General features: G+C 57.8%; 23 protein-coding genes and 1 tRNA gene. 10 read left to right on the top strand and 14 right to left on the bottom strand.

What is annotated here, in order from left to right; all coding sequences use genetic code 11:
* Positions 1-136: 136 nt before the first annotated feature.
* Positions 137-1,021 (top strand): LysR family transcriptional regulator, encoded by an 885-nt coding sequence (locus tag GS612_RS16485; RefSeq protein ID WP_171642037.1) that lies wholly within the window; start codon positions 137-139, stop codon positions 1,019-1,021.
* Positions 1,022-1,074: 53 nt separating this feature from the next.
* Here GS612_RS16485 and GS612_RS16480 read toward each other — a convergent pair whose 3' ends face one another.
* Both GS612_RS16480 and GS612_RS16475 read right to left on the bottom strand, forming a co-directional pair.
* Positions 1,075-1,782, bottom strand: coding sequence for an aspartate/glutamate racemase family protein (locus GS612_RS16480; protein WP_171641802.1), 708 nt, complete (start codon positions 1,780-1,782; stop codon positions 1,075-1,077).
* A 3-nt stretch (positions 1,783-1,785) separates the two neighbouring features.
* Complete coding sequence (locus tag GS612_RS16475; protein WP_171641800.1) at positions 1,786-2,799, bottom strand: D-cysteine desulfhydrase; 1,014 nt, start codon at positions 2,797-2,799, stop codon at positions 1,786-1,788.
* 122 nt (positions 2,800-2,921) lie between these two features.
* Here GS612_RS16475 and GS612_RS16470 point away from each other — a divergent pair, with 122 nt between their 5' ends.
* The 3 genes from GS612_RS16470 (at position 2,922) to GS612_RS16460 (ending at position 8,285) form a co-directional block, all read left to right on the top strand.
* Positions 2,922-3,845: a LysR family transcriptional regulator gene (locus tag GS612_RS16470; protein ID WP_171641798.1), complete on the top strand. Its 924-nt coding sequence runs from the start codon at positions 2,922-2,924 to the stop codon at positions 3,843-3,845.
* Between the two features lie 127 nt (positions 3,846-3,972).
* On the top strand, positions 3,973-5,310 hold the full coding sequence (locus GS612_RS16465) for a serine hydrolase (RefSeq protein WP_171641797.1): 1,338 nt from the start codon (positions 3,973-3,975) through the stop codon (positions 5,308-5,310).
* Positions 5,311-5,492: 182 nt separating this feature from the next.
* A complete protein-coding gene (locus GS612_RS16460) occupies positions 5,493-8,285 on the top strand; it encodes a bifunctional aconitate hydratase 2/2-methylisocitrate dehydratase (RefSeq protein WP_171641795.1) in 2,793 nt (930 codons plus the stop codon).
* A 194-nt stretch (positions 8,286-8,479) separates the two neighbouring features.
* Here GS612_RS16460 and GS612_RS16455 read toward each other — a convergent pair whose 3' ends face one another.
* The 6 genes from GS612_RS16455 to GS612_RS16430 form a co-directional block, all read right to left on the bottom strand.
* Positions 8,480-9,001, bottom strand: a complete 522-nt coding sequence (locus GS612_RS16455) for a GNAT family N-acetyltransferase (protein WP_171641793.1) — start codon at positions 8,999-9,001, stop codon at positions 8,480-8,482.
* Positions 8,998-9,552 carry a helix-turn-helix transcriptional regulator gene (locus tag GS612_RS16450; RefSeq protein WP_171641791.1) on the bottom strand — a complete coding sequence of 185 codons (555 nt, stop codon included), beginning with the start codon at positions 9,550-9,552 and terminating at the stop codon, positions 8,998-9,000. Before GS612_RS16450 ends, GS612_RS16455 begins: the two co-directional genes overlap by 4 nt.
* Before the next feature lie 117 nt (positions 9,553-9,669).
* On the bottom strand, positions 9,670-10,686 hold the full coding sequence (locus GS612_RS16445) for a Fe(3+) ABC transporter substrate-binding protein (RefSeq protein ID WP_171641789.1): 1,017 nt from the start codon (positions 10,684-10,686) through the stop codon (positions 9,670-9,672).
* A 195-nt stretch (positions 10,687-10,881) separates the two neighbouring features.
* Positions 10,882-12,042 carry a sialidase family protein gene (locus GS612_RS16440; RefSeq protein ID WP_171641787.1) on the bottom strand — a complete coding sequence of 387 codons (1,161 nt, stop codon included), beginning with the start codon at positions 12,040-12,042 and terminating at the stop codon, positions 10,882-10,884.
* A gap of 114 nt (positions 12,043-12,156) precedes the next feature.
* A complete protein-coding gene (gene ykgO / locus GS612_RS16435) occupies positions 12,157-12,282 on the bottom strand; it encodes a type B 50S ribosomal protein L36 (RefSeq protein ID WP_008755722.1) in 126 nt (41 codons plus the stop codon).
* A 90-nt stretch (positions 12,283-12,372) separates the two neighbouring features.
* A tRNA-Val gene (locus GS612_RS16430) sits at positions 12,373-12,447 on the bottom strand.
* A gap of 148 nt (positions 12,448-12,595) precedes the next feature.
* Between GS612_RS16430 and GS612_RS16425 the strand changes: the two genes are divergently transcribed.
* Entirely contained in the window at positions 12,596-13,456 is an 861-nt protein-coding gene (locus GS612_RS16425) for an N-formylglutamate amidohydrolase (RefSeq protein WP_152456686.1), read from the top strand.
* A 2-nt stretch (positions 13,457-13,458) separates the two neighbouring features.
* Here GS612_RS16425 and GS612_RS16420 read toward each other — a convergent pair whose 3' ends face one another.
* Both GS612_RS16420 and pyrF read right to left on the bottom strand, forming a co-directional pair.
* Positions 13,459-14,712, bottom strand: coding sequence for a DNA polymerase IV (locus GS612_RS16420; protein ID WP_171641786.1), 1,254 nt, complete (start codon positions 14,710-14,712; stop codon positions 13,459-13,461).
* Between the two features lie 336 nt (positions 14,713-15,048).
* Positions 15,049-15,762, bottom strand: a complete 714-nt coding sequence (pyrF, locus tag GS612_RS16415; RefSeq protein WP_171641784.1) for an orotidine-5'-phosphate decarboxylase — start codon at positions 15,760-15,762, stop codon at positions 15,049-15,051.
* Positions 15,763-15,862: 100 nt separating this feature from the next.
* Here pyrF and GS612_RS20720 point away from each other — a divergent pair, with 100 nt between their 5' ends.
* The 3 genes from GS612_RS20720 (at position 15,863) to clpB (ending at position 20,003) form a co-directional block, all read left to right on the top strand.
* A complete protein-coding gene (locus GS612_RS20720; RefSeq protein ID WP_171641782.1) occupies positions 15,863-16,843 on the top strand; it encodes a tetratricopeptide repeat protein in 981 nt (326 codons plus the stop codon).
* 100 nt (positions 16,844-16,943) lie between these two features.
* Positions 16,944-17,258 carry a hypothetical protein gene (locus tag GS612_RS16405; protein ID WP_171641780.1) on the top strand — a complete coding sequence of 105 codons (315 nt, stop codon included), beginning with the start codon at positions 16,944-16,946 and terminating at the stop codon, positions 17,256-17,258.
* Positions 17,259-17,384: 126 nt separating this feature from the next.
* On the top strand, positions 17,385-20,003 hold the full coding sequence (clpB, locus tag GS612_RS16400) for an ATP-dependent chaperone ClpB (protein ID WP_171230757.1): 2,619 nt from the start codon (positions 17,385-17,387) through the stop codon (positions 20,001-20,003).
* 46 nt (positions 20,004-20,049) lie between these two features.
* Here the strand turns inward: clpB and GS612_RS16395 are convergent, their stop codons facing one another.
* The 3 genes from GS612_RS16395 to GS612_RS16385 form a co-directional block, all read right to left on the bottom strand.
* Positions 20,050-20,388, bottom strand: coding sequence for a hypothetical protein (locus tag GS612_RS16395; protein WP_171641778.1), 339 nt, complete (start codon positions 20,386-20,388; stop codon positions 20,050-20,052).
* Complete coding sequence (locus GS612_RS16390; protein WP_171641776.1) at positions 20,372-20,599, bottom strand: hypothetical protein; 228 nt, start codon at positions 20,597-20,599, stop codon at positions 20,372-20,374. Before GS612_RS16390 ends, GS612_RS16395 begins: the two co-directional genes overlap by 17 nt.
* A 120-nt stretch (positions 20,600-20,719) precedes the next feature.
* Positions 20,720-21,535, bottom strand: coding sequence for a cyclase family protein (locus tag GS612_RS16385; protein WP_171641774.1), 816 nt, complete (start codon positions 21,533-21,535; stop codon positions 20,720-20,722).
* A gap of 331 nt (positions 21,536-21,866) precedes the next feature.
* Between GS612_RS16385 and msrP the strand changes: the two genes are divergently transcribed.
* Both msrP and msrQ read left to right on the top strand, forming a co-directional pair.
* On the top strand, positions 21,867-22,769 hold the full coding sequence (gene msrP, locus GS612_RS16380; RefSeq protein ID WP_171120718.1) for a protein-methionine-sulfoxide reductase catalytic subunit MsrP: 903 nt from the start codon (positions 21,867-21,869) through the stop codon (positions 22,767-22,769).
* A 4-nt stretch (positions 22,770-22,773) separates the two neighbouring features.
* Complete coding sequence (gene msrQ, locus GS612_RS16375) at positions 22,774-23,388, top strand: protein-methionine-sulfoxide reductase heme-binding subunit MsrQ (RefSeq protein WP_171641772.1); 615 nt, start codon at positions 22,774-22,776, stop codon at positions 23,386-23,388.
* 64 nt (positions 23,389-23,452) lie between these two features.
* Here the strand turns inward: msrQ and GS612_RS20445 are convergent.
* A partial coding sequence (locus tag GS612_RS20445) for a hypothetical protein (protein WP_216603625.1) occupies positions 23,453-23,644 on the bottom strand: 192 nt, incomplete at its 5' end.

The following is a 23,644-nucleotide window of genomic DNA, read 5'->3' as shown; positions in this document are numbered from 1 at the left end:
ACCGCCAGACCCTGCCCGGAAGTCTAGAACAGGAGCTTTTCTGAGAGCCAATTCGAACATTTCATCAAACTATTCTGTTTCTGCATAGTTTTCTGTATCGTTGCTGAAAATGCTCTTTCACAAGCGGGGATACGCATTGGATCTGAATTGGCTACGCGATTTCGAATGCCTCGCCCGGACCTTGAACTTCACCCGTGCGTCTGATGAACGTAACATCACGCAATCCGCATTCAGCCGCAGAATCAAAGCCTTGGAAAGCTGGGTGGGGTTGCCTTTGGTCAATCGGGCAACCTATCCGGTTCAATTGACCGAGGCCGGCAAACAATTCCTGCCTGTTGCCCAGGCGGCAATTTCACAGCTGTCTGAATCCCGCCAATCCCTGCGGGACGCCGACCGGGGCGACAGTCGGTTCATCCGGTTTTCGGTTCTGCACACCATTGCGGTTAATTTTTTGGCAACCCGCATAGAAGAGTTGCAGAAGCAGATCCCCGATTTGCGCACGCGCGTCCTGTCCGATTCTCTGAGCACCTGTTGTGATCTTTTGGTCGAAGGCGCGGTGGATATCCTGCTGTGCTACTATCACCATACTGTCTCGCCCATGATCGACGAAACCGCGTTCGAGCGTAAGGATCTGTTGAAGGATCGGCTGATACCGGTGGCTGCCGCACAGCCGGTGCGGACACTGGGTTGGGATTTGTCCCGGCAGGATGGTCCACCGATCCCCTATCTGTCCTATGACCGATCGTCCTTCTTGGGCATGGTCGTTGAAAACACCGTTGACCGGAAACCCCAGAATACCGAAACGATATATGTCGATAGCCTCGTCGAAACGATCAAGCGAAGATTGATGACCGGCAGCGGATTTGCCTGGATGCCCGAAACGTCGATCTCCGCGGAGCTGGATCAGGGGTTGCTGGTGCCGATCGGTGACGATGCATGGTGTGCAACATTGACGATTTCAGCCTTTTCCAATCCGGCCAGTTTGGATCAGATCGCGCACCAGCTTTGGCAGCGTTTGTGACCGGACGGATTCGTTTCGACGCACCACCCGGCCGTTGAACGGAAAATGCGCCTTTACCTTGTATGCCGGCCCGTCTGAGAAAAATTGACGATCGCGCGGACCAGCAGATCGATCGTATCCACTGCATTGGCGTCACCCGCGACGCTGTCGGCAATGAGGGAGAATTCAGAGCAAGCGACAAACTGCAAGTCCGCCCCCGCCTTGACCAACGCCCTTGAGGATGCTCGCAGCGTTTCGCGTGCCTTCTCGCTTTGACCGTTGACCTTGATCGCGCGGATCGCCGCCAGCATCGCGTCGTCATCCGTTGGCCAAACGGTTGACAGCCCGTGCGCGTGCAGGGCTGTTTCGAAAAGACAAATACGGCGCACCGCCGGAGAAGCGAGCACACCAACGCACCCCCCCTTCGCGAGCGTCCCGACGGCGTGATCCGCGGCCAGTTCAACCATGTTCAACAGCGGAACGGTCACGGCATCGGTGATCGCCTTGGCATAGTGATGCGCCGTGTTGCAGGGCATTGCCAGCGCCACGGCGCCGGCATCCTGAAGACGTCGCGCCATCGCCGCCAGTGTCGGCCCCGGATCTTCGCCCGCCCCGTCGATCAGATGCGCGATCCGTGACGGGACCTGAGTGTTCATGTCGATCAAAAGCGGAATGTGGTCCCGGTCGTCGCTCACCGGCATAGCCTCGACCAGCTTGCGCTGGAGGAGGATCGTTGCCTCAGGGCCCATGCCGCCAAGAATGCCGATGGGGTGCTGCGTCATTGCTCAGATATTCACCCAGCGGTTTTTGTGATCGAAGGCAAAGTCATACCCCGCCAAAGCCGCCGCGCCGCCCGTGTGAAGGAAAACGACCCGCTGGTCTTTGAATTCGCCTTTGCGCGCCAGATCGATCAGGCCCGCTGCACCCTTGGCCGAGTAGCAGGGATCCAGAAGGATACCTTCCAATTCGGCAAACATCTGGATCGCTTCGATGCCGCTTTCAGTGGGCAGGCCATAGCCTTCGCCGACATAGTCGGTATTGGCCATGACATCTTCACGTTTTACCATGCCCGCGCACCCCAGCTTTTCGGCCGTCTCGCAGGCGAGGTCGTACACCATCTGTTCCTGCTTTGGCCGAGGTGCCCTTGTCCCGATGCCAAGCACCGGCACCTGCGCATTCATGGCGCACATTCCCGTCACCAAACCTGCCTGTGTACCGGACGACCCGGTCGCATGTACCAGCCGGTCAATCCGCAATCCGCGGTCATTGGCCTGACCCAACAGTTCAAAGGCCGCGTTTACATAGCCCAGCGCCCCGGTCGGGTTCGAGCCGCCGCCGGGAATGACATAGACATTGCGGCCTTCTGCCCGTTTCTTCGCGGCAGCCTTTTCCATTTCGCCCGGCATATCGTGACCCCCGGGAAACTTCTGGGTGGTCGCGCCGTGCAAGTGATCCAGCAGAACATTGCCGTTTGTATTGTAGTTGCCATCTTGATAGCCGGTGCGATCTTCCAGAAGAATATGGCAATCAAGGCCCAGCTTGGCGGCAAACGCTGCGGTTTGTCGACCGTGGTTGGTTTGAGTGGCACCTTGCGTCATCACCATGTCGGCGCCCTGCGCTTCTGCTTCGGCCATCAGAAATTCCAGCTTGCGGGTCTTGTTGCCGCCGGTTGACATGCCGGTGCAATCGTCGCGCTTGATCCAGATTTCCACCCCCAGCTCTTTGGAAAGCCGCTTCATCGGTTCAAGCGGTGTCGGAAGATGGGCGAGGTGAAGGCGGGGAAAGCGCGCGAGATGCATGTCACAGTTCCTAATATTGATTTTTGTCAATTTACGATGTGTGTTGTCGCTCTGCTAATTCGAAATTCGGCGGATATGTTGCAAAAATTGCATGTTGGTAAGGTCTGGGCTATCTGATTCACATGCGTTTGGAATGGATCGATGACATATTGGCCGTGCTGGACAGCGGATCGCTGACGCGCGCCGCGGAAAAACGGCTGCTGACTCAATCTGCCTTTACCCGTCGGGTGCGGCTCATCGAAGGCAGCATCGGTGCCACCCTGTTTGATCGTCGCCGCAAACCCGTATCCCTGATGCCGGGCGTTCAGGCGTTGGAACCTGAACTGCGCGAACTGAGCGCGCGTCTGCACAAACTGCGTCACAGTTTGAAAACAGAAAGCGATCAGGCCAGCCAGTCTTTGTCGCTTGTGTGCCAGCATGCGCTGACGACAACCGTCTCGCCGAAAGTGGTCCGGATGTTGACCGAAAACAGCGATATCTCGGTTCAGGTGCGATCGGGAAACCAGGACGAATGCCTGTTGCAGCTGATCTCGAAAGAAGTCGATTTCGCGATCATGTACGCGGTATCGGACGGCGGGGTGCAGAACCTTGAAAGTGCGTTTGAGGCAAAGACGCTTGGTGCCGAGACATTGATCCCGGTATGCGCACCTGCAATGCGCGGGGAATTGGATGGCAAGACCATTCCTGCGATTGTCTACCCGCCTGATGTCTTTCTTGGCCAGGTATTTTCCCAATTGATTGCGCCGCGGTTGCCCGACGAAACCAGACTCGTGGCCAAGGCCGAGACGGCCCTGACGCTGGCGATGCTGCATTATGCCGTGAATGAAATCGGCGTTGCCTGGTTGCCCTATTCTTTGGTTGCCACGCCGCTTGCTCAGGGACAGCTTGTAAGCGTTGAAGACGCCCTGCCTGCGCAGGCGCTGACAATAAGAATGGTCCGTTTGGCCGAAGCGAAGCCAGAGTTCAGTGAACAGATTTGGCAACGTCTTGCCGGGCAATCGCAAAGCTTTTGGTTGTCGCAGGATCAAAACGACGAGGCGACCTGAGCCGTTCACCGAGAAAGGTGCCGGGCCTGCCGATCAGCATCGGAAGAATACGCAACGGAATAGTGGCAAAACCGAGCTGGATGTATCTAACCTGTGCTGAAATGACAGCAACAGGGCAGGTCAGCGGATGTTCGGGAAGGTATTGAAAACGGGTATAGGTGTCGCGGTTCTGGGCGTCGTGGGGCTGCTTGGTTATCTTCTGATCGCCCCGCCCGATTTGTTGAAAGTAGGCACGAATTACTCGGCCAAGATTGTCTGTTCGAATGTTTTCATTGCCGGACGTGATCCGGAAGAGGTCCTTTCGGTGGATGTGCAGGCCCCGGGGCATCCGCTGCTCAAACATGTTTCGATTGAGGTCGATCGAGAGGCGCAGACTGTTCATGCGCGACTCTTTCGGTTCTTCGCGCCCGCCACATCGCAGTTCCGGCAGGGGCTTGGCTGCACCAACGTGCATGCTACATCCCTGAGTGCGCAGCGACTTGAGGTCGCCAAGCCCGCGCCGACAGGTCTTTGGCCAGGCGGAAACGACGTTGCACAGTCTCAGGATCCCAAAATTCAGGCCGTCTTGTCGGATGATACGCTGCTTGGCGAAGGGTACCGCGCCATAGTGGTGGTTCAAGGCGGGCGCATCGTGGCCGAACGCTATGCGGAAGGGTTCGACGCCGACACACCGTTGCTGGGCTGGTCCATGACCAAGACGGTCACGGCCGGGCTGATCGGAACGTTGATCAACGCGGGTCAGATGAATGTATCGGACACCCTTGTCGACAGCTTTCCCGAATGGGCAGACGACGCAAGGCGAGACATTACTGTTGCGGACATGCTGGCGATGACAAGCGGTCTGCAATGGAATGAAGAATACGGAGACGTGTCAGACGTGACCAGGATGCTGTATCTCAGCAATGACATGGCCGTTTTCGCTGCCGACCGTGCACTGGAAGCCGGCATTGGAACCGACTTCAACTATTCCTCCGGCACGTCCACCGTGTTGTCCCGGGTGTGGCAGGACAAGCTGGCCGATGGCGGTTTGAGCTATCCTCGGGATGCGCTTTTTGAACCGCTTGGCATGGCTTCGGCGATCATCGAGACGGATGTCGCCGATACATTCATCGGATCCAGCTATATGTACGCCACGGCCCGAGACTGGGCGAGGTATGGCCAGTTTCTGCTGCAAAAAGGGGTTTGGGACGGCGCACAGGTTTTGCCCACAGGTTTTGTGGACTGGATGTTCGAACCCGTTGCAGCGTCTGGTGGGGAATATGCCAAGGGTCATCTTTGGTTGAAATCGCCGGGCGACCTGCCACCGTTTGAAGACGCGGTTTGGTTGCAAGGGCATGACGGTCAATCCATCGGAATTTTCCCGTCGCGTGACATGGTCGTCGTGCGGATGGGGCTTACACCTTCACGGGTGGGCTATTCTTCTTTTCCCTTGGCGAAAGCGCTTATTGCGGCTTTCGGGGGGTAGGGGATCGAACACTCCCATCGACGCACCTGCCGACATTGCGGCGGGCATCGCCCGTAGGGCAGGACACTGGGTCGCAGATCGGTATCTTGCACGCCGGCGCAGTTTGGTATACCGCCGCATACAAATTCAAGGTGCCGGGCTTTTACGTGGCCTGGTGCATCAGCTAAATGGTCGGAACCGTCATGAGCCTTTACACAGAGTACCTGAACGAAATCGAGACGCGCAAAGAACAGGATCTGCACCCCAAACCCATCGAAGACGGTGCGCTTTTGCAGGAAATCATCGGGCAGATCAAAGATACGGGTCACGCTCATCGCGCCGATTCACTGAACTACTTCATCTACAACACGCTTCCGGGCACAACCAGCGCCGCAGGTGAAAAGGCGCGCTTTCTGAAAGAGATCATCCTGGGTGAAGCGATGGTCGAAGAAATCTCGCAGGATTTCGCGTTTGAATTGCTGTCGCATATGAAGGGCGGCCCATCGGTAGAGGTTCTGCTTGATCTGGCGCTGGGCGATGACGCAGAGATTGCGCAGAAAGCGGCGGCAGTTCTGAAAACCCAGGTGTTCCTGTACGACGCAGATACCAACCGTCTGAAAACGGCCTTTGAGGCCGGCAACGCCGTTGCCGGGGACATTCTGGAAAGCTATGCCAAGGCCGAGTTCTTTACCCGGCTTCCCGACATCGAAGAAGAAATCAAGGTTGTGACCTATGTGGCGGCCGAAGGGGATATTTCGACCGATCTTCTGTCGCCCGGCAATCAGGCGCATTCGCGGTCGGACCGCGAATTGCACGGCAAGTGCATGATCTCACCCGAAGCACAGGCCGAGATTCAGGACTTGCAAAAACAGCACCCGGACAAGCGCGTCATGCTGGTTGCTGAAAAAGGGACGATGGGCGTTGGATCGTCGCGCATGTCCGGTGTCAACAACGTTGCATTGTGGACCGGAAAGCAAGCTAGCCCCTATGTTCCATTCGTGAACATCGCGCCGGTTGTTGCCGGTACAAACGGGATTTCACCGATCTTTCTGACCACCGTCGGCGTCACCGGCGGGATCGGCATCGATCTCAAGAACTGGGTCAAGAAAGTGGATGCCGACGGCAATCCGATCCTGAACAATGACGGCAATCCTATCCTCGAGCAGAAATATTCCGTCGAGACCGGAAAGGTACTGACCATCAACACCAAGGACAAAAAGCTGTTCAATGACGCAGGCGACAAAGAGCTGGTCGATCTGTCATCATCCTTCACGCCGCAAAAGACCGAGTTCATAAGGGCCGGAGGATCTTATGCCATTGTCTTTGGTAAAAAGCTCCAGACATTCGCAGCCGAGACGCTCGGCATCGAGCTGAAATCCGCTTTTGCACCGTCCAAAGAGATCTCGCATGAAGGGCAGGGCCTGACGGCGGTTGAAAAGATATTCAACAAGAACGCGGTCGGCGTAGCCGAAGGCAAAGTTCTGCATGCGGGCTCGGATGTTCGGGTGAAGGTCAACATCGTCGGTTCGCAGGACACCACCGGCCTGATGACGGCGCAGGAACTGGAAGCCATGGCGGCTACGGTGATCTCGCCCACCGTTGACGGCGCCTATCAGTCTGGCTGTCACACTGCTTCGGTTTGGGATTCCAAAGCGCAGGCGAATATCCCAAAACTGATGAAATTCATGAACAACTTTGGTCTGATCACCGCGCGTGACCCCAAAGGTGTTTATCACTCGATGACAGACGTCATCCACAAGGTTCTGAACGACATCACCGTGGATGACTGGGCGATCATCATCGGTGGCGACTCGCATACACGTATGTCCAAAGGCGTCGCGTTTGGCGCTGACTCGGGTACTGTCGCACTGGCGCTGGCCACTGGCGAAGCCACCATGCCGATCCCGGAATCGGTCAAGGTGACATTCAAGGGCCAGATGGCGGATCACATGGATTTCCGCGATGTGGTTCACGCCACCCAGGCGCAGATGCTGAAGAAATTCGGCGACAACGTGTTCCAGGGCCGGATCATCGAAGTTCACATCGGCACATTGCTGGCGGATCAGGCATTCACCTTCACCGACTGGACGGCCGAGATGAAGGCCAAGGCCTCAATCTGCATCTCGGCGGATGACACGTTGATCGAATCTCTGGAAATCGCGAAAAGCCGTATCCAGATCATGATCGACAAGGGAATGGATAACGAGGCCCGGACACTGCAAGGTCTGATCGACAAGGCCGACGCGCGCATCGCGGAAATCAAGTCGGGTGAAAAGCCCGCCCTGAAACCGGATGAAAATGCTAAGTATTTTGCCGAGCTGGTGGTTGATCTGGATGAGATCAGCGAACCCATGATCGCCGACCCGGATGTCAATAACGCCGATGTCTCAAAGCGTTACACCCACGATACGATCCGGCCGGTTTCCCACTACAAAGGGGAAAAGAAGGTCGATCTGGGATTTGTTGGATCGTGCATGGTGCACAAGGGCGATCTGGTCATCGTCTCGCAAATGCTGAAAAACATCGAGCAGGAGAAGGGCACAGTAGAATTCAAGGCCCCTCTGGTCGTTGCTGCGCCCACCTACAACATCATCGATGAGCTGAAAGAAGAAGGCGAGTGGAGCATTCTTCAGAAGTATTCAGGCTTTGAATTCGACGATCTGTTCCCAAAGAGCAAAGCGCGGACGGAATACGAGAACATCCTGTATCTGGAGCGTCCGGGATGTAACCTCTGCATGGGCAACCAGGAGAAAGCCGCAAAGGGTGACACTGTGCTGGCCACGTCCACACGCCTGTTCCAGGGCCGTGTTGTTGAGGACGCGGCGGACAAGAAAGGTGAATCCCTGCTGGCATCGACCCCTGTGGTGGTGCTGTCAGCTGTTTTGGGCCGAATGCCAACCGCCGAGGAATACAAATCGGCCGTGAAAGGTATCGACCTCACCAAATTTGCGCCTCCGATGGAAAAGCCCGCAGGCACGAAGTCAGCGCATTTCTAAACGCAAGGCACTAAGTTGATTGCCCGGTCATCCCTTCAGGTGGCCGGGCGATTGAGTTCCGCTGTGTTCAGGCCTGGTCGCGGCGCGCGCCGCGCAAAAACGCGGCATGGGAATGCCCCGGACCTTTCGCACGACTTCGCGTGGACCACTCGGGAAAAATCATTGATCCACGGTTATACGGCCGCTGTTTGGCGTCAGGCTGACAGCTCTTTATACATGTAAGTTGTGGGTTCCAGTCTGGTTTCGAACGGGTTCCGGCAATAGTTCGGAATTTCCCCGGCGATCTGAAACCCCAGGTCCAGATAAAGCAATCGAGAAGGGTCGGTGCTGCGGGTATCAAGAACCAGCATCGTGCGTTCCAACTCTGCCGTTCGCTGAAAGAGGGCTTCCATCAAGGCGCGGCCAAAACCGCGCCGTCTGACGTTCGGGTGCACCAGAAGTTTTGCGACATCCGCGCGATGCGGCTGATTGGGCATGGTCGTGGGGATCAGTTGCACCGTGCCCTGAATGCGTCCGTTATCGTGGAGGACAAACAGCTCCAATGCACCGGATTTCAGCCCAGGTCGAACGTTTTGCAGCCAGTAATTTCGTGCGTCACTCTCGGTAAACGGAAGGACAAAGCCGATGCTGGCCCCGTCATGCACACAGGCGTGGAGGATTTCCGCCAGATCATCCACTGCCGCGCTGAAATCGAGATCGGTCAGACGCGAGATCATATCAGCACCAAAAGATAACGCGCACCGCGAGATGCCCCGGTTTCGAACCGGGTTGGGCCCGACAGGTGATAGCGCAGGCAATCTCCGGCGCTCAGCGCATGGGGTGTTCCGTCAACTGTCAGTGTCAGTGCGCCGTCGATCAGGATCAGATGGTGTTCCTGCCCGGATTTGGGCGGCGCATCGTAAGCGATGACCGTATCGCGCGGCAGGTGACATTCCACGACCTCGGCGTTCAAGCCGTTTGCAGGCGGTGAAACTGCACGGCGGGTAAAGCCGGTTTCGGGATCCCGCCATTCGGTCTGGCGTTCAAACGCCACTTTGGGGTCAAAGCTGTCTTCGACCATCATCAAAAGCCGTGACACCGGCAGATCATATGCGGCACAGAGGCGGCCAAGACTCTCAGCGGTGGGGCTGACCTCTCCTTTCTCCATGCGGGACAGCGTGGCGCGGCTGATTCCGCTGTGGGCGGCCAGTTGATCCAGGGACCACCCGCGCCCGTGGCGGAGTTCGTTCAAACGGACGGCAAGGCGGTTTGAGAGGCTGTCGAGCATGGATCACAAACGAGAAGATTTTTCATTTAAGGGAAAATTGCATAAAATTATGTATGTGTAAATGAAAAAGGGCGCAGAAACTCCGCGCCCTCTGCCAGCTTTTGACGAGGCAGTGGATTACTTCCAGCCGACTTCGTTAAAGATTTTCTGTGCTTCCGGGATGTTCTTTGCGACTTCCGACAGGTTCACGTCGTCAGCTTTGAACTCACCCAGTGCCTTTACCGATTCCGCCAGTTCAACACTCTGCACTGCCGGGAATTCGTCATTGCCCGCCGAGAAGTACTTCTGCGCCTGATCGCTTGCCAGATACTCGAGGAACAGGATTGCGTTCTCCTTGTTCGGCGCGTGTGCCGCGACGCCACCGCCCGACAGGTTCATATGCGCACCATAGCTGTCCTGATTGGGGAAGACCCAGCTGATCTTGTCGAGATCAGAGGACAGGCCTTTGACGTCTTTGCGGATAGCCCGCGCATAGTAGTAGGTGTTCGATACAGCGATGTCGCATTCACCCGAAACGATGCCACGCAGCTGGTCGGTGTCACCCCCCTGCGGGTCTCGGGCCATGTTGGCGACAACGCCTTCCGCCCAGGATTTTGCAGCTTCGGCACCTTCATGTGTGATGATCGAAGCGAGCAGGGTCTGGTTGTAGGTGTTCGTCGAGGACCGGATGCAGATCAGGCCCTTGTATTCCGGCTTGGCCAAGTCCGCGTAAGTGGCCGGCGGATTGGCAACGTTTTCTTTGTTGAAAAAGATGATCCGACCGCGCTGCGAGAAGCCGAACCACTGGTTGTCTTCGTCCTGAAGGTTGGCGGGGATGCGCTCCTCCAGGGTTTCGCTGTCGATTGCTTGCAGAATGCCCGCATCTTTGGCGCGCGCCAGGCGAGACGTGTCGACCGTCAGCATTACATCCGCCGGAGAGTTCGCGCCTTCGGCTTCCATGCGCGCAATCAATTCATCCGCCTTGCCTTCGATCCGGTTGATCTTGATGCCGGTCGTTTCTTCGAAGTCCGTGTAAAGACGTTCGTCAGTGTCATAGTGGCGCGACGAATAAAGGTTCAGCTCGCCTTCAGCCGCGGCTGATGTTGCGATCAATGCCGACAGAGCGGCAGCCAGGCAGGTTGTGGATTTCAGCATAGTTTGCCCCAACAATTGAATTTCGCGTCGGTCGATATCCCGACTGATTTACTCAATTATACGATTCTCAGCGAGATGCAAGAAAATCCGACAGATTTACTTGGTCAAATGAGCGCAGGCGCCCTTGCGAGGCTTTTTCGAGCGGGCGCGACTTGTGTTGAACGGAAAGATACAAGTCATGTGGCGGTGTCTGGATCACTCACGATCAAGTACCTCAACTGAAAGGATCGTGGGCAAATGGCGCGCGACTTCCGTCCATGTGTCCCCTTCATCAACACTGGCAAAAACCGAGCCGCTGTTGGTCCCGAAATAGACACCGGCGGGGTCTCGGTGGTCTCCGGCCATGGCCTGTCGCAGAACAGTGAAAAAACAGCTTTCTTGCGGCAACCCACGCCGCTGGTCTTGCCATGTTGCGCCTCCATTTGTGGATTTCCAAACTGCCGCAGCGGCATCCGGTGGATAGCGCCCGATGCTGTCTCCGTTCAAAGGTAATGTCCAGATCGTGTCAGGATCACGTGGGTGCACATGAATCGGAAATCCAAAGGTGGATGGCAGGCCTTTGGTGATGTCATCCCAACTGCGCCCTCCGTCGGCCGAGCGCCAGACACCGTGATGGTTTTGCTGGTAGAGCAAATCTGCGGTTCCCGGAGCTTGAACCATGTTGTGGACGCAATGACCCGTTTCACCATCCCTGGGGGCAGCGGGATGATCATGATGCGTGCAAGATTCGGCGTTGGACAATCTGTTGCGCCGCTCCCAGCTTGCGCCGCCATCCTCGGTTGCAAACACACCCGCAGCGGAAATGCCGACCCAGAGCTTTTTCGAATCATTTGGGTCAGTCACGATTGTATGCAGGACCAGTCCCGCACCGCCGGGATTCCAATCGGGTGCTGAGGGGTGGTTTGTCAGGCCCTCAAGCGTGTCCCATGTCCGACCATTGTCGTGGCTGGCAAGCAGGCGGGCCGGTTTTGTGCCAGCGTACAACGTTCCATGTTGATAACGCAAAGACCAGACCTGAGAAAACTCATCGGCGAATGGTGCGGGTTCTCCGGTCCAGCCAATCATCTGGGCAAAATCCTGATCGTTGGCGGCCCACTCGTCCATTTGGCCCTTGGTGAGTTTTGCGACCTGCCAAGTCACACCGCCGTCTTCGGAACACCAGACACCGGCGCCATGCCAGTCACCACCGCCCCCGGCCCAAAGCGTGCCCGTTTCCTTGTCGCCGATGACGTGGTTGATCGGCCATCCTTCGCAATGCGGGCCCGTCACTTTCCAGTCTGACCTGTTCTGATCACCAGAGATAATGAACGTTCCCTTGGTCGTCCCCACCAGTACGTCGATGCCGTGTTCGCGCATGGGTTTTACACTCCGCAATATCGAAGCAAGGGTAGCACGTCGGGCGCACAGGTGCAGAAAACAAAAAAAACCGCGCTCAAGAGCGCGGTTTTCTAAAACGGTGTTTCGCTGTTCTCAGCCCTGACGAGCTTTGAACTTGCGCTGCGTCTTGTTGATAACGTAGACGCGGCCTTTGCGACGCACAATACGGCAGTCGCGGTGCCGATTCTTGAGCGAGCGGAGCGAGTTCTTGACCTTCATGGTCTGTCTCCAATCTGCGGCGCCTTCATCAAGGACGTGGCCAGCGCCTGGGTTACTCGGGTGTCCCGGATCTCCGGAACAGTGAAATCATGGTGGGCGGTACAAGGATCGAACTTGTGACCCCTTCGATGTCAACGAAGTGCTCTACCGCTGAGCTAACCGCCCACTTTCCCTTTGCGTGATCAGCCCCATAACGAAATGGGGCGCGGAACCCCGCGCCGGTAGCGGGGTCTATAAAAGGAGTCGCAAAGGGGTTCAAGGGGTTTGGTAGAACTATTTTCCGGTCTATGTTGATTGCGAACATGGAGGGATCATGCAGAACGCAGCCTTTGTATTGGATATGCCAGAAAACCGCAGTTCATGCGTGGTTTTTTCATCTCCGCATAGCGGGCGGAATTATCCAGAAGCGTTTTTGAAGCGGTCCGTTCTGAATCAAAGCGTGATTCGATCCTCGGAAGACGCCTTCGTGGATCAATTGTTTGCTGCTGCGGCCGAAAATGGCGCGCCTTTGATCAAAGCGACCATGCCGCGCGCCTATCTGGACCTGAATCGCAGTCTGGACGAACTGGACCCGGCGCTGATCAGCGGTGCCCGCAGGCATGGGCACAACCCCAGGGTCGCATCAGGGTTGGGTGTGATACCCCGCGTTGTGGCCAATGGACGGGCAATCTACAGCGGCAAGCTGACCATGGACGAGGCGCGGCTGCGTATCGACACCTATTGGCGCCCCTATCATGCACGTTTGAAATCCCTGCTGGCCGAATCACACGAGAAATTCGGCCAGGCCATACTGGTGGATTGCCACTCCATGCCGCATGAGGCGGTGGCCATGGCTGGTACGACCCGAAACAAACGGCCCGAGATCGTGCTGGGTGATCGGTTCGGTGCTTCGGCCTCGTCTGAAATCGTGGACCTCGTCGAATCGGCGTTTGCTGCGGCAGGTCTGAATGTGGTGCGCAATGCCCCGTTTGCCGGGGCCTATGTGACTCAGACTTATGGCCGCCCCACCCGCCAGCAACACGCGATCCAGATTGAAATCGACCGGGCCTTGTATATGGACGAAGAAAAGATTGCGCCGAACGCCAATTTCATGACGTTTTCGAAACTCCTCCGGCAGGTGGTGCGCGACATATCCAGGATCGGTTCAAAACCTCTTCGTCTGGCGGCGGAATAAAACTAGCGCAAAGCACGGCCCTTCACGATGGCTTCCGGGCCGAACCTCCGGCGGATTTGGTCGGTGGCCCGCTCGGCTTGTGATCTGCGGACGGCGCCGGGATCAAGCAGGTCGCCGGAGATGTCGGCCTGATCCGCCGGGCACAGGTCAGACAGGCCACACCCCAACAGGCGGTACGGCCCCTGATCTCCCACCTGATCGAAAAGCCCTTTTGCGGTGCGATAAATCCTGTCCGCGATCTGCGTTGCGTCCCGCAATGACACGCGCCGTGTCAGAACCTTGTGATTGGCTTTCTTCAGCTTCAGCGTAACGACCCGGCCAGCCAGATCCTTGGCCTTGGCCCGGTCCGAGACCTTCAGGGCCATGCGCCACAAATGTCCGTCCAGAACATCAATATTGGCGGTGTCCTCGAAAAACGTGGTCTCATTGCTGATGGATTTCATCGGTTCATGGGCTGAAACGCGCCGTTTGTCCTGACCCCGTGCCAAATGCCACAGGCGATACCCCATCGAGCCGAAACGCGCAGTCAAAGCCTCCTGATCCCAACGCAGCAGGTCGTTGAAGGTTCGAATCCCTGCCCGGTCCAGTGTTTCCTGCGCGGCGGGGCCAATGCCCCAGATCAACCTTACGGGTTTGTCATTCAGAAACTCTGCCGTCTCTGCCTTGCCGATCACCGAAAACCCGCGGGGCTTGTCGAGGTCCGAGGCAACCTTGGCCAGAAATTTGTTGTGACTCAGCCCGATGGATCCTGTCACGCCCAGTTCATCCTTCATGCGTTTGACCAGGCGCGCGAGCATGACGGCCGGGGGGGCTCCGTGCAGCCGTTCGGTGCCGGACAGGTCCATGAAAGCTTCGTCCAGCGACAGGGGTTCGACCACTGGTGTCAGTTTGTCCATCATGGCGCGGATGTCCCGTGACACCTGGGCATACACGGACATGCGTGGTTTGATCACGACGGCATCGGGGCACAGTTGCAACGCTTTGAACATGGGCATGGCGGATCGCACACCGCGAATTCGGGCCACGTAGCATGCCGTGGATACAACACCGCGTTTGCCGCCGCCGATGATGACAGGCTTGTCTGCCAGTTCCGGATTGTCCCGCTTTTCCACCGAAGCATAAAAGGCATCGCAATCCATATGAGCGATGGACAGATCAAACAGTTCGGGATGAGACTTTACCCTGGGGCTGCCGCAGGCCGTGCAGCGCCGTTCGTTGGTCAAAGGGGTCAGGCAATCTCGGCAAAGACCGGGCATCTGCGTCCTCGTGTGTTCCGCAGTTGTCTTGGGGGTTCTTTATATCATCCAGTGATATCGATCAAAGATCATTCAGAGAAAAGAAACCCCCCGCGCTTCGCGGGGGGAAGTAACGAACCTCAGGAAGAATAGGTTCGTTGGGGAGTAAATCCCCTTAAGAATCGCTAAGATTTTCGGGCTGAGATAGGGTTAAGCGCGCTTTTCAAAAACTCGCTTTTTGAATGTGTGTTTTCTGGCACAGGGACGATTTGGCGCGGATTCGCGAAAAATTGACGTAAGGTCAACCTGTTGCGGCGGTTTTTTCAGCGTGAATCCCTGTTGAAACGATGATCCTGCTCATCTCGTTTTCAGAGAATTTAACTCGGTCAAAACGGCCGCGGCCGCGGATTTCGGATCTTCGGCCTGATAAATGGGGCGGCCAACTACGATATGATCCGCCCCGTCCTGGATGGCGCTGGCAGGTGTGGCCACACGTTTTTGATCGCCCAGTGCCGCGCCTGCCGGACGCACGCCGGGGGTTACGATCAGCCGGCCCGTCGCCTGGGGCAGGGCGCGGATCAGGGCGGCCTCCTGCGGGCTGGCGATCACGCCGTCGGCCCCGGCCTCGAAGGCGTGGGCGGCGCGTTCCACCACCATGTCCTGAACGTCACCGGCCTTCATCATGCCGGCATCCAGGTCGTCGCGGTTCAGCGAGGTCAGGATGGTCACCGCCAGGATTTTCAGATCCTTGCCCGCCGCGCCTTCCTTGGCGGCGCGCACCACATGCGGGTCGCCATGCACGGTCAGGAAGTCCAGATCGAACTGCGCCAGCCCCCGCACCGCGTTTTCCACCGTGTTGCCGATGTCGAACAGCTTCATGTCCAGAAAGATGCGCTTGCCGTGTTCCTGCTTGAGCTCATTGGCCAGTGCCAGCCCGCCGCCTGTCAGCATGCCCAGGCCGATCTTGTAGAACGAAACGGCGTCGCCCAGCGTCTCGGCCAGCTTCAGCCCTTCCAGCGCGTTGGGGACGTCGAGGGCGACGATCAGGCGGTCATCTGCGGTTCGGGACATTGTTTCGGCCTTTCAAACTTGACGTGATCGGCGCTTCTGTAGAGCGTGTGACGCATTGAGACAAGAAAAGACGCAGGAAAATACGGGATGATACGGTTGGGTGTGGTGGCCTCGGCCGGAACCCGACCCTGACGATCCACCGCAGGACCCCGACTATTCGGATGGAGAGTATGACTGCCTGATGGCCGCTGCCGCTCCGGGGCAGTCGCCCTATTTCGACGGGGTGAAATGGGCCGACATGGACGCCGAGAATGCGATGGCGATCTGTGCCGATCTGCTGCTGAAAGACCAGGATGTCGATGCCGAGGTCGTCGCCGCCTTTGGCCGGGCGCTCATGAAAGGCGGCAAGCTGGAAATGGCGCTCGAGTTTTCGGAACTGGCCGCGATGGAGGGCAGCGGGCTGGCGACGAACACGCTCGCTTCGCTCTATAATGATGGCGAGATCGTTCCCGCGGACCACGAGACCGCGTTTGCCTGGTACATGGCGGCTGCCGAAACCGGTCTGCCGATGGGGATGCACAACGTCGCTTATGGCTACGAGAACGGGAAAGGTGTTGCGCCCGACATCGACAAGGCGCTGTACTATAACGAAAAGGCCGCGTTCTTCGGATATGAGCCGTCTCTGCTGCACCTCGGTGTAATCTATCGCGAAGGCACGCATGTGACGCGCGATATGCAGCGCGCGGTCGATTATCTGAAGATGGCGGCCCGAAACGGCAGCGCCGATGCCGCGGCGCGTCTGGGATACATCTACGAGATCGGCGAGAACGGCTACTCCAAGGACATCGAACAGGCGCTGGATTGTTATTTTCAGGCCGCCAGGCAGAACAATGTCGTGGCGCTGCACAATCTTGGGTCTTTGACCTATCACGGGCGGGACGGTGTGCCCCAGGACACGGAAGCAGCCCTGTTGTTCTGGGGCAGGGCCGCAAAGCTTGGCGATGTGAAATCGCAGCGCAAATTCGGCCGGTTGCTCTATGAAACCGGCGATGTCGAAGAGGCGCTGAGGTTTCTTCGCCTCGCGGCCGAGCAGGGCGATGACGAGGTGCAAAAGCTGATCCGGCAGATCGAAGGCGGTTGACCCCCACGGCTGACAAAGGAGCCAGCGGTGTCCCCGCTTTGTCCCAACTGTGCTATGGTGCTGCCATTCTGAAACGAAAATTGCATCAAGGGGACAGACCATGAAGCACCTTGTTCCGCTGGCCGTCGTGGCCGCGCTGGCCGCCTGTGCCGACACGCCGCCACAGACCGAAACAGGCGCCGCGCCGCCCCCGACCAATGATGATTTGTATCTTGTCCGCGGCTATCGGTCCGAAGATGACTGGTGCCAGTTGACCGGAGAAACCGCCTTTACCGGCAATTTCCTTGACCACACCGCCGACCTTGTATCCTGCCCCACAGGCAGCGCCGCCGCGCAGACGCTGGTCGAGGCGAACGATGCCCAGCAGGTGGCTGAAACCGGGGGCTACACCGTCTATACGATTCCGCGTGGTTGAGGAGTTTTTTCACTCTCTAGCCTCTTGAAGCGGCGGAGAAGTTTCCCAGATTGAGGTCAAGGCCCGGACCACTGCGTGCTGCCAAGCGGGCGCGAATTCACCGGGCGCTTGGAAAAGGAGAATACCATGGACTTGAACAAGTTCACCGAACGTGCACGGGGGTTCGTGCAGGCGGCGCAGACCATTGCGCTGCGCGAGGGGCACCAGAGGCTGGAGCCAACACATATACTCAAAGCATTGATGGATGACGATCAGGGGCTGGCAAGCAATCTGATCACACGCGCGGGCGGCGCGCCGAACCGCGTGGTCGAGGCGCTTGACGCAGCTATGGGCAAGATCCCGAAAGTCAGCGGTGATGCCGGCCAGATTTACATGGACGGCCAGACGGCCAAGGTTCTGGACGAGGCTGAAAAGATCGCCACCAAGGCGGGCGACAGCTTTGTGCCGGTCGAACGCGTGTTGATGGCGCTGTGCATGGTCAAATCCAAGGCCAAAGAGGCGCTGGAGGCGGGTGCCGTATCTGCGCAAAAGCTCAACGAAGCCATCAACGACATCCGCAAGGGGCGTACTGCTGACACCGCAACGGCGGAAGAGGGCTATGACGCGCTCAAGAAATATGCCCGCGACCTGACCGAGGCCGCGCGCGAAGGCAAGATCGACCCGATCATCGGCCGCGACGAGGAAATTCGCCGCGCGATGCAGGTTCTGTCGCGCCGCACCAAGAACAACCCGGTTCTGATCGGTGAACCCGGCGTCGGTAAAACCGCGATCGCCGAGGGCATGGCCCTGCGCATCGTCAACGGCGACGTGCCGGAATCGCTGAAGGACAAGAAGCTGCTTGCGCTTGACATGGGGGCGCTGATCGCTGGTGCGAAATACCGTGGTGAATTTGAAGAACGCCTCAAGGCTGTTCTGACCGAGGTGACCGAGGCCGCGGGTGAGATCATCCTGTTCATCGACGAGATGCACACGCTGGTTGGCGCGGGCAAATCGGATGGTGCGATGGATGCCGCCAACTTGATCAAGCCTGCGCTTGCACGGGGTGAGCTGCACTGCATCGGTGCGACCACACTGGACGAGTATCGCAAATACGTCGAAAAAGACGCGGCCCTTGCGCGCCGCTTCCAGCCGGTGATGGTTCAGGAACCGACGGTCGAGGACACGATCAGCATTCTGCGCGGTATCAAAGAGAAATACGAGCTGCACCACGGTGTGCGCATCTCGGATTCGGCGCTGGTGTCGGCGGCGACTCTGTCGCATCGCTATATCACCGACCGGTTCCTGCCCGACAAGGCCATCGACCTTGTCGACGAGGCGGCCTCGCGTCTGCGGATGGAGGTGGACTCCAAGCCCGAAGAGCTTGATCAGCTGGATCGTCAGATCCTTCAGATGCAGATCGAAGAAGAGGCGCTGAAGCTGGAAGACGATGCGGCATCGAAGGATCGCCTGGAAACCTTGCAGAAGGATCTTGCCGAGCTTCAGGAAAAATCCGCCGAGATGACCGCGCAGTGGCAGGCCGAACGCGACAAGCTAGCTGGCGCGCGGGATTTGAAGGAACAGCTCGACAAGGCGCGGGCCGATCTGGAAATCGCCAAGCGCGAAGGCAACCTCGCCAAGGCGGGTGAGCTGTCCTATGGCATCATCCCCGAGCTTGAGAAAAAGCTGTCCGAGGCCGAGAATGCCGAAAGCAACGCCATGATGGCCGAGGAAACGGTACGTCCGGAACAGATCGCCAGCGTTGTCGAACGCTGGACGGGCATCCCGACCGCCAAAATGCTGGAAGGCGAACGCGAGAAACTGCTGCGGATGGAAGAAGAACTGCATTCGCGCGTGATCGGTCAGGATGCGGCTGTCACCGCTGTTGCCAATGCAGTACGCCGTGCGCGTGCGGGTCTGAATGACGAAAACCGCCCGCTGGGCTCGTTCCTGTTCCTTGGGCCGACCGGCGTGGGTAAGACCGAGCTGACCAAGGCCGTGGCGAATTTCCTGTTCGACGACGACAACGCGATGGTGCGCATCGACATGTCCGAGTTCATGGAGAAACACGCGGTTGCCCGTCTGATCGGTGCCCCTCCGGGCTATGTCGGCTATGACGAAGGTGGTGTGCTGACCGAAGCCGTGCGGCGCAGGCCCTATCAGGTCGTGCTGTTCGACGAGGTCGAAAAGGCGCACCCGGATGTCTTCAACGTGCTGTTGCAGGTTCTGGACGATGGCGTTCTGACCGATGGTCAGGGCCGCACCGTGGACTTCAAACAGACGCTGATCATCCTGACGTCGAACCTTGGGTCGCAGGCGCTCAGCCAGTTGCCCGAAGGTGCGGACAGTTCACAGGCCAAGCGCGACGTGATGGATGCGGTCCGGGCACATTTCCGGCCCGAGTTCCTGAACCGTCTGGACGAAACGATCATCTTTGACCGCCTCAAGCGGGCCGATATGGATGGCATCGTCGATATTCAGATGGCACGTCTGCAAAAACGTCTGGCCGCCCGCAAGATCGAGCTGGCCCTGGATGACAGCGCCAAGGAATGGCTGGCCAATGAAGGCTATGATCCGGTCTTCGGTGCCCGCCCGCTGAAACGCGTCATACAGCGCGCCTTGCAGAACCCGTTGGCCGAAGCTCTGCTGGCCGGGGAAATCAAGGATGGTGACGTCGTTCCGGTCACCGCCGGGCCCGATGGTTTGATCATCGGTGATCGTTTGGGAACTTCCGAGCGACCCCGCCCGGACGATGCCGTGGTGCATTGATCTGACACCGTGAACTGAAAGGCCCGCTTTTTTTGGCGGGCCTTTTTCATGTCGGCTTTCCATAGCCTTTGTTCAGATAATCACTGAGGACCTTCATCCAGACCTGCGCTTTCTCCATTGGAAACTGGGCCGTGAACCTCAGCTTCACAATACAATTGTCCACGACGCCGACTGCCAGAAGTTCGGACAGGCCATCTGATGCTTTGGCCTCGGCCCGATACGGCAACACCTGTGACGGATCACGCAACTGATAGGCGTTGATTTCGCCAAGCTCGGCCCTGCGCCGCGCAGCTATTGCAGCGATATCGCGTGCAGCTTGTTTAAAGCTTTCAAGGGCCATTTCGGATGAGACGTCCCTTTGTTGATGGTCATAGTTGATGGTCATAGAAGAAAACCGTGATCTTGGAGGACGAGTCTGCAAAAGTGGCGGAATAGCCGAGGCCCGGATGGCTGTCTTCATAAACTTCCGACCCGATCTGGTTCAGATCACTCAGGACCTGCGGCGCGCGCTCAAACAGCTTTTTGCATGATTGCACATCAGCCAATGCCGATCCGCACAGCAAAGACAAAAAAACAACAAGGGGTCTGAGCAACATGAAGGCAGGGTGTCCCGAACAGATCAAGAATGCACGAAGTCTTGTTCTGCAACTGTGGCAGAAGTTTGGCTCTGCCGGAAAGATGGCCGGGCGGGCGCTGATCGGCCGCCCGGGCATTAGTCAGATCAATGCAAAGATCCGCGCCGGCCCGCCGGTGCCGCCTTGGTGCTTGGGTGCGCCGATCACCAGCGTTGCACCAGATGCTGGCACGCGATCCAGCCCAGCCAGGCATTCGATCCCGAACCGACCTGACGGCAACCACGCGTAATGCGTCGCGAAATCTGCGGACATGCCGTGATCAAGGGACAGGGTATCAACGGCAATTGATCGTGCTCCGGTCTCGTCCATCAGCATCTGCGCGGCTTCAACGTGGAAGCCCGGGTAATGCTGCGCTTCGCCGTCGAAATTGCGGAACTCATCCGTGGCGGTTTTGCCTGCCCATCCGGAATGCATCGCCACGCAGGCACCATCAGGGATATCACCATTGGCCGCAATCCAGGCTTTCAGATCGTCCGGGGTGACGCGCGTGTCAGCGTCTTCGGCCGCTCGGGCGGCGATGTCCACGACGCATAAGGGGGCGACCAGATCCGTGACGGGGATTTCATCAACCGACGTCCCATCCGCCGAAAAGTGAAGCGGCGCATCAATATGCGTGCCCGTATGTTCGTTGATTGAAAGGTTGAACAGATTGAAGCCGTGATCAGCAAAGTTGAATGCTTGCTCGGCGGAAATGCCGGGTTCGCCGCCCCATGTCGGGAAATCCGGGCTCAGCGTATGAGTCATATCTTCGACACCGCCATGCCCGGCCGCCAGTGCTGCCGGCGCGACGGCCCCGGTTGCGGTTGCTGCAACACCCGAAGCGGCGGCAGCTTTGAAGAACCCGCGACGAGACAGCATCTTGTCTTTGACGGCATTCATTACGCAGATATCACACATTTTTCTTCCTCCCATTGCGGCCAAAAGGCTGCAATCGCAGCCTTGCCTCGCGTTCGGCTTGGCGTGGCGCCCGTCTGACAGAGTGCAGCCTTGCGCCCGCAGTTGTAAAGTTTTGTACCCGTGTTCTGACGGTAATTCACTAAAACCGCGGTTTTCCGCCGGGCTCCAAAAGCTCTCTAGTCTATGGTTTTCGGTGCTGAAAACGATACTCGAATGCCCGATCACATTGGAACGTTACAATCACTTCGCTCAATCGTTACGCCTGTTTCCGTGGCGCTGTGCTATCAGCACACTACGTCAATAGCGACCACTGAAGATGACGGAGACCCATATGGCGCATCGCTGGACCAATACTTTGACACATGCCGACGTTACCCCCCGGGCGGCGTTCCTCAACCGGCGGCAGGTTATGGCCGGGCTGGCAGGTGTCGGCCTGACTGCGATGGCCAAACCGGCGGCAGCACAGGATGGGTTGGAGCCGAACACGTGGGAAGAGATCACCACCTACAACAACTACTATGAGTTCGGGACCGGAAAAGATGACCCGGCGAAATATGCTCATACGCTGGTGACCGAACCCTGGAGCGTCACGATTGACGGTCTGGTCGACCGCCCCGGCGACTATGATTTTCAGGCCATCCTGTCCGAGATGACGATAGAGGAGCGGATCTACCGCTTCCGCTGTGTGGAAGCCTGGTCGATGGTAATTCCGTGGAACGGGTTTGAGCTGGCCGACCTTCTCAATATGGCGGGCGTGCAAGACGGCGCGAAATATGTGGCTTTTGAGACGGCCTATCGCCCGGACGAGATGCCGGGAACGCGGTTTCCCGTTCTCGATTGGCCGTACCGAGAGGGCTTGCGCCTGGACGAGGCGATGCACCCTCTGACAATCATGGCAACCGGAATTTACGACCGCCCTATTCCCAACCAGAACGGTGCGCCCTTGCGTCTGGTCGTCCCTTGGAAATACGGCTTCAAATCGATCAAGTCGATTGTTCGGATCACGCTTACAAAGGATGAACCCCCCACCAGCTGGAACATGTCCAATCCACGCGAATACGGGTTCTACAGCAATGTGAACCCCAACGTGGACCATCCACGCTGGTCTCAGGCTTCCGAGCGCGAGATCGGGGGCGGGCTTTTCGCGTCACGCAAGCCGACCCTGATGTTCAACGGTTATGAACAAGAGGTCGCCAGCCTTTATGAAGGCATGGATCTGGCCAAGAACTATTAGAACCATGTCGGCGATGAACCAGACACTCCGCCGTATTCCGGTATGGGTCATATATCTGCTGGGAGCATTGCCCGCGCCCTGGCTGTTTTATCTTGGCCTGACCGGTGGTCTGGGCGTCGAACCGATCGAGGCGTTGGAGCACAGATATGGGGAACTGGCCCTTCAGTTGCTGATTGCCGGTTTGGCGGTCACGCCCCTGCGCCGGCATGTCGGTCTCAACCTGATGAAGTTTCGCCGCGCGATCGGGGTGCTAACGTTTGTGTACGTCGCGTTACATCTTCTTGTGTGGCTGGTTCTGGATGTGCAGCTTCCCAGCCAGATCTGGGCGGACATCCTCAAACGCCCGTACATAACGGTTGGCATGGCGGCGTTCCTTCTTCTGCTTCCGCTGGCATTGACCTCCAACAACTGGTCGGTGCGCCGACTGGGACCGCGTTGGCGCAAGTTGCACTGCCTTGTGTACGCGGCCGCACTGTTGGCGGCGATGCATTACCTCTTGCTGGCAAAAGGTTTTCAGATCGAGCCGCTTGCTTACCTGGCTACCATCATCGCCCTGCTTGCCCTGCGCCTGCCGATTCCCAACCTGTCTTTCCGGTCCAAGAGGGCCGATTCCGCCTGACTCGGATGTGAGTCTATGGGTAATCATGTGCATAACGCGCTGAACCGGGAATTCTGACTTGCCTTTACATGGTTGTCAGCGGCAGCGCGCTTGATTGACCCGGTTTAAGTATCTGTAATTGTTGGATAAATGAACTTTTCAAGAATTTCTTCTGTTTTTGTGTATTTTCCGCTTGCGGGATTTGTTTGTTATACTTAGAACCCCCTTCACCGGCGCTGCTGAGGCGCTGGGACGCGGCGGAAGCGGCGGTTACACT

This window comes from Ruegeria sp. HKCCD6157, from assembly GCF_013110685.1.
Lineage (GTDB): Bacteria > Pseudomonadota > Alphaproteobacteria > Rhodobacterales > Rhodobacteraceae > Ruegeria.
Note: the sequence above shows the minus strand (reverse complement) of the source record. Positions and strands in the feature narration are given on the sequence as shown.

What these genes read in the sequence shown, in the direction of transcription:
- GS612_RS16480 (WP_171641802.1), bottom strand. Translation starts at nt 1,782, where the DNA reads ATGACGCAGCACCCCATCGGCATTCTTGGCGGCATGGGCCCTGAGGCA.
- GS612_RS16475 (WP_171641800.1), bottom strand. Translation starts at nt 2,799, where the DNA reads ATGCATCTCGCGCGCTTTCCCCGCCTTCACCTCGCCCATCTTCCGACA.
- GS612_RS16470 (WP_171641798.1), top strand. Translation starts at nt 2,922, where the DNA reads ATGCGTTTGGAATGGATCGATGACATATTGGCCGTGCTGGACAGCGGA.
- GS612_RS16465 (WP_171641797.1), top strand. Translation starts at nt 3,973, where the DNA reads ATGTTCGGGAAGGTATTGAAAACGGGTATAGGTGTCGCGGTTCTGGGC.
- GS612_RS16460 (WP_171641795.1), top strand. Translation starts at nt 5,493, where the DNA reads ATGAGCCTTTACACAGAGTACCTGAACGAAATCGAGACGCGCAAAGAA.
- GS612_RS16455 (WP_171641793.1), bottom strand. Translation starts at nt 9,001, where the DNA reads ATGATCTCGCGTCTGACCGATCTCGATTTCAGCGCGGCAGTGGATGAT.
- GS612_RS16450 (WP_171641791.1), bottom strand. Translation starts at nt 9,552, where the DNA reads ATGCTCGACAGCCTCTCAAACCGCCTTGCCGTCCGTTTGAACGAACTC.
- GS612_RS16445 (WP_171641789.1), bottom strand. Translation starts at nt 10,686, where the DNA reads ATGCTGAAATCCACAACCTGCCTGGCTGCCGCTCTGTCGGCATTGATC.
- GS612_RS16440 (WP_171641787.1), bottom strand. Translation starts at nt 12,042, where the DNA reads ATGCGCGAACACGGCATCGACGTACTGGTGGGGACGACCAAGGGAACG.
- ykgO (WP_008755722.1), bottom strand. Translation starts at nt 12,282, where the DNA reads ATGAAGGTCAAGAACTCGCTCCGCTCGCTCAAGAATCGGCACCGCGAC.
- GS612_RS16425 (WP_152456686.1), top strand. Translation starts at nt 12,596, where the DNA reads ATGCAGAACGCAGCCTTTGTATTGGATATGCCAGAAAACCGCAGTTCA.
- GS612_RS16420 (WP_171641786.1), bottom strand. Translation starts at nt 14,712, where the DNA reads ATGCCCGGTCTTTGCCGAGATTGCCTGACCCCTTTGACCAACGAACGG.
- pyrF (WP_171641784.1), bottom strand. Translation starts at nt 15,762, where the DNA reads ATGTCCCGAACCGCAGATGACCGCCTGATCGTCGCCCTCGACGTCCCC.
- GS612_RS16405 (WP_171641780.1), top strand. Translation starts at nt 16,944, where the DNA reads ATGAAGCACCTTGTTCCGCTGGCCGTCGTGGCCGCGCTGGCCGCCTGT.
- clpB (WP_171230757.1), top strand. Translation starts at nt 17,385, where the DNA reads ATGGACTTGAACAAGTTCACCGAACGTGCACGGGGGTTCGTGCAGGCG.
- GS612_RS16395 (WP_171641778.1), bottom strand. Translation starts at nt 20,388, where the DNA reads ATGACCATCAACTATGACCATCAACAAAGGGACGTCTCATCCGAAATG.
- GS612_RS16390 (WP_171641776.1), bottom strand. Translation starts at nt 20,599, where the DNA reads ATGTTGCTCAGACCCCTTGTTGTTTTTTTGTCTTTGCTGTGCGGATCG.
- GS612_RS16385 (WP_171641774.1), bottom strand. Translation starts at nt 21,535, where the DNA reads ATGTGTGATATCTGCGTAATGAATGCCGTCAAAGACAAGATGCTGTCT.
- msrP (WP_171120718.1), top strand. Translation starts at nt 21,867, where the DNA reads ATGGCGCATCGCTGGACCAATACTTTGACACATGCCGACGTTACCCCC.
- msrQ (WP_171641772.1), top strand. Translation starts at nt 22,774, where the DNA reads ATGTCGGCGATGAACCAGACACTCCGCCGTATTCCGGTATGGGTCATA.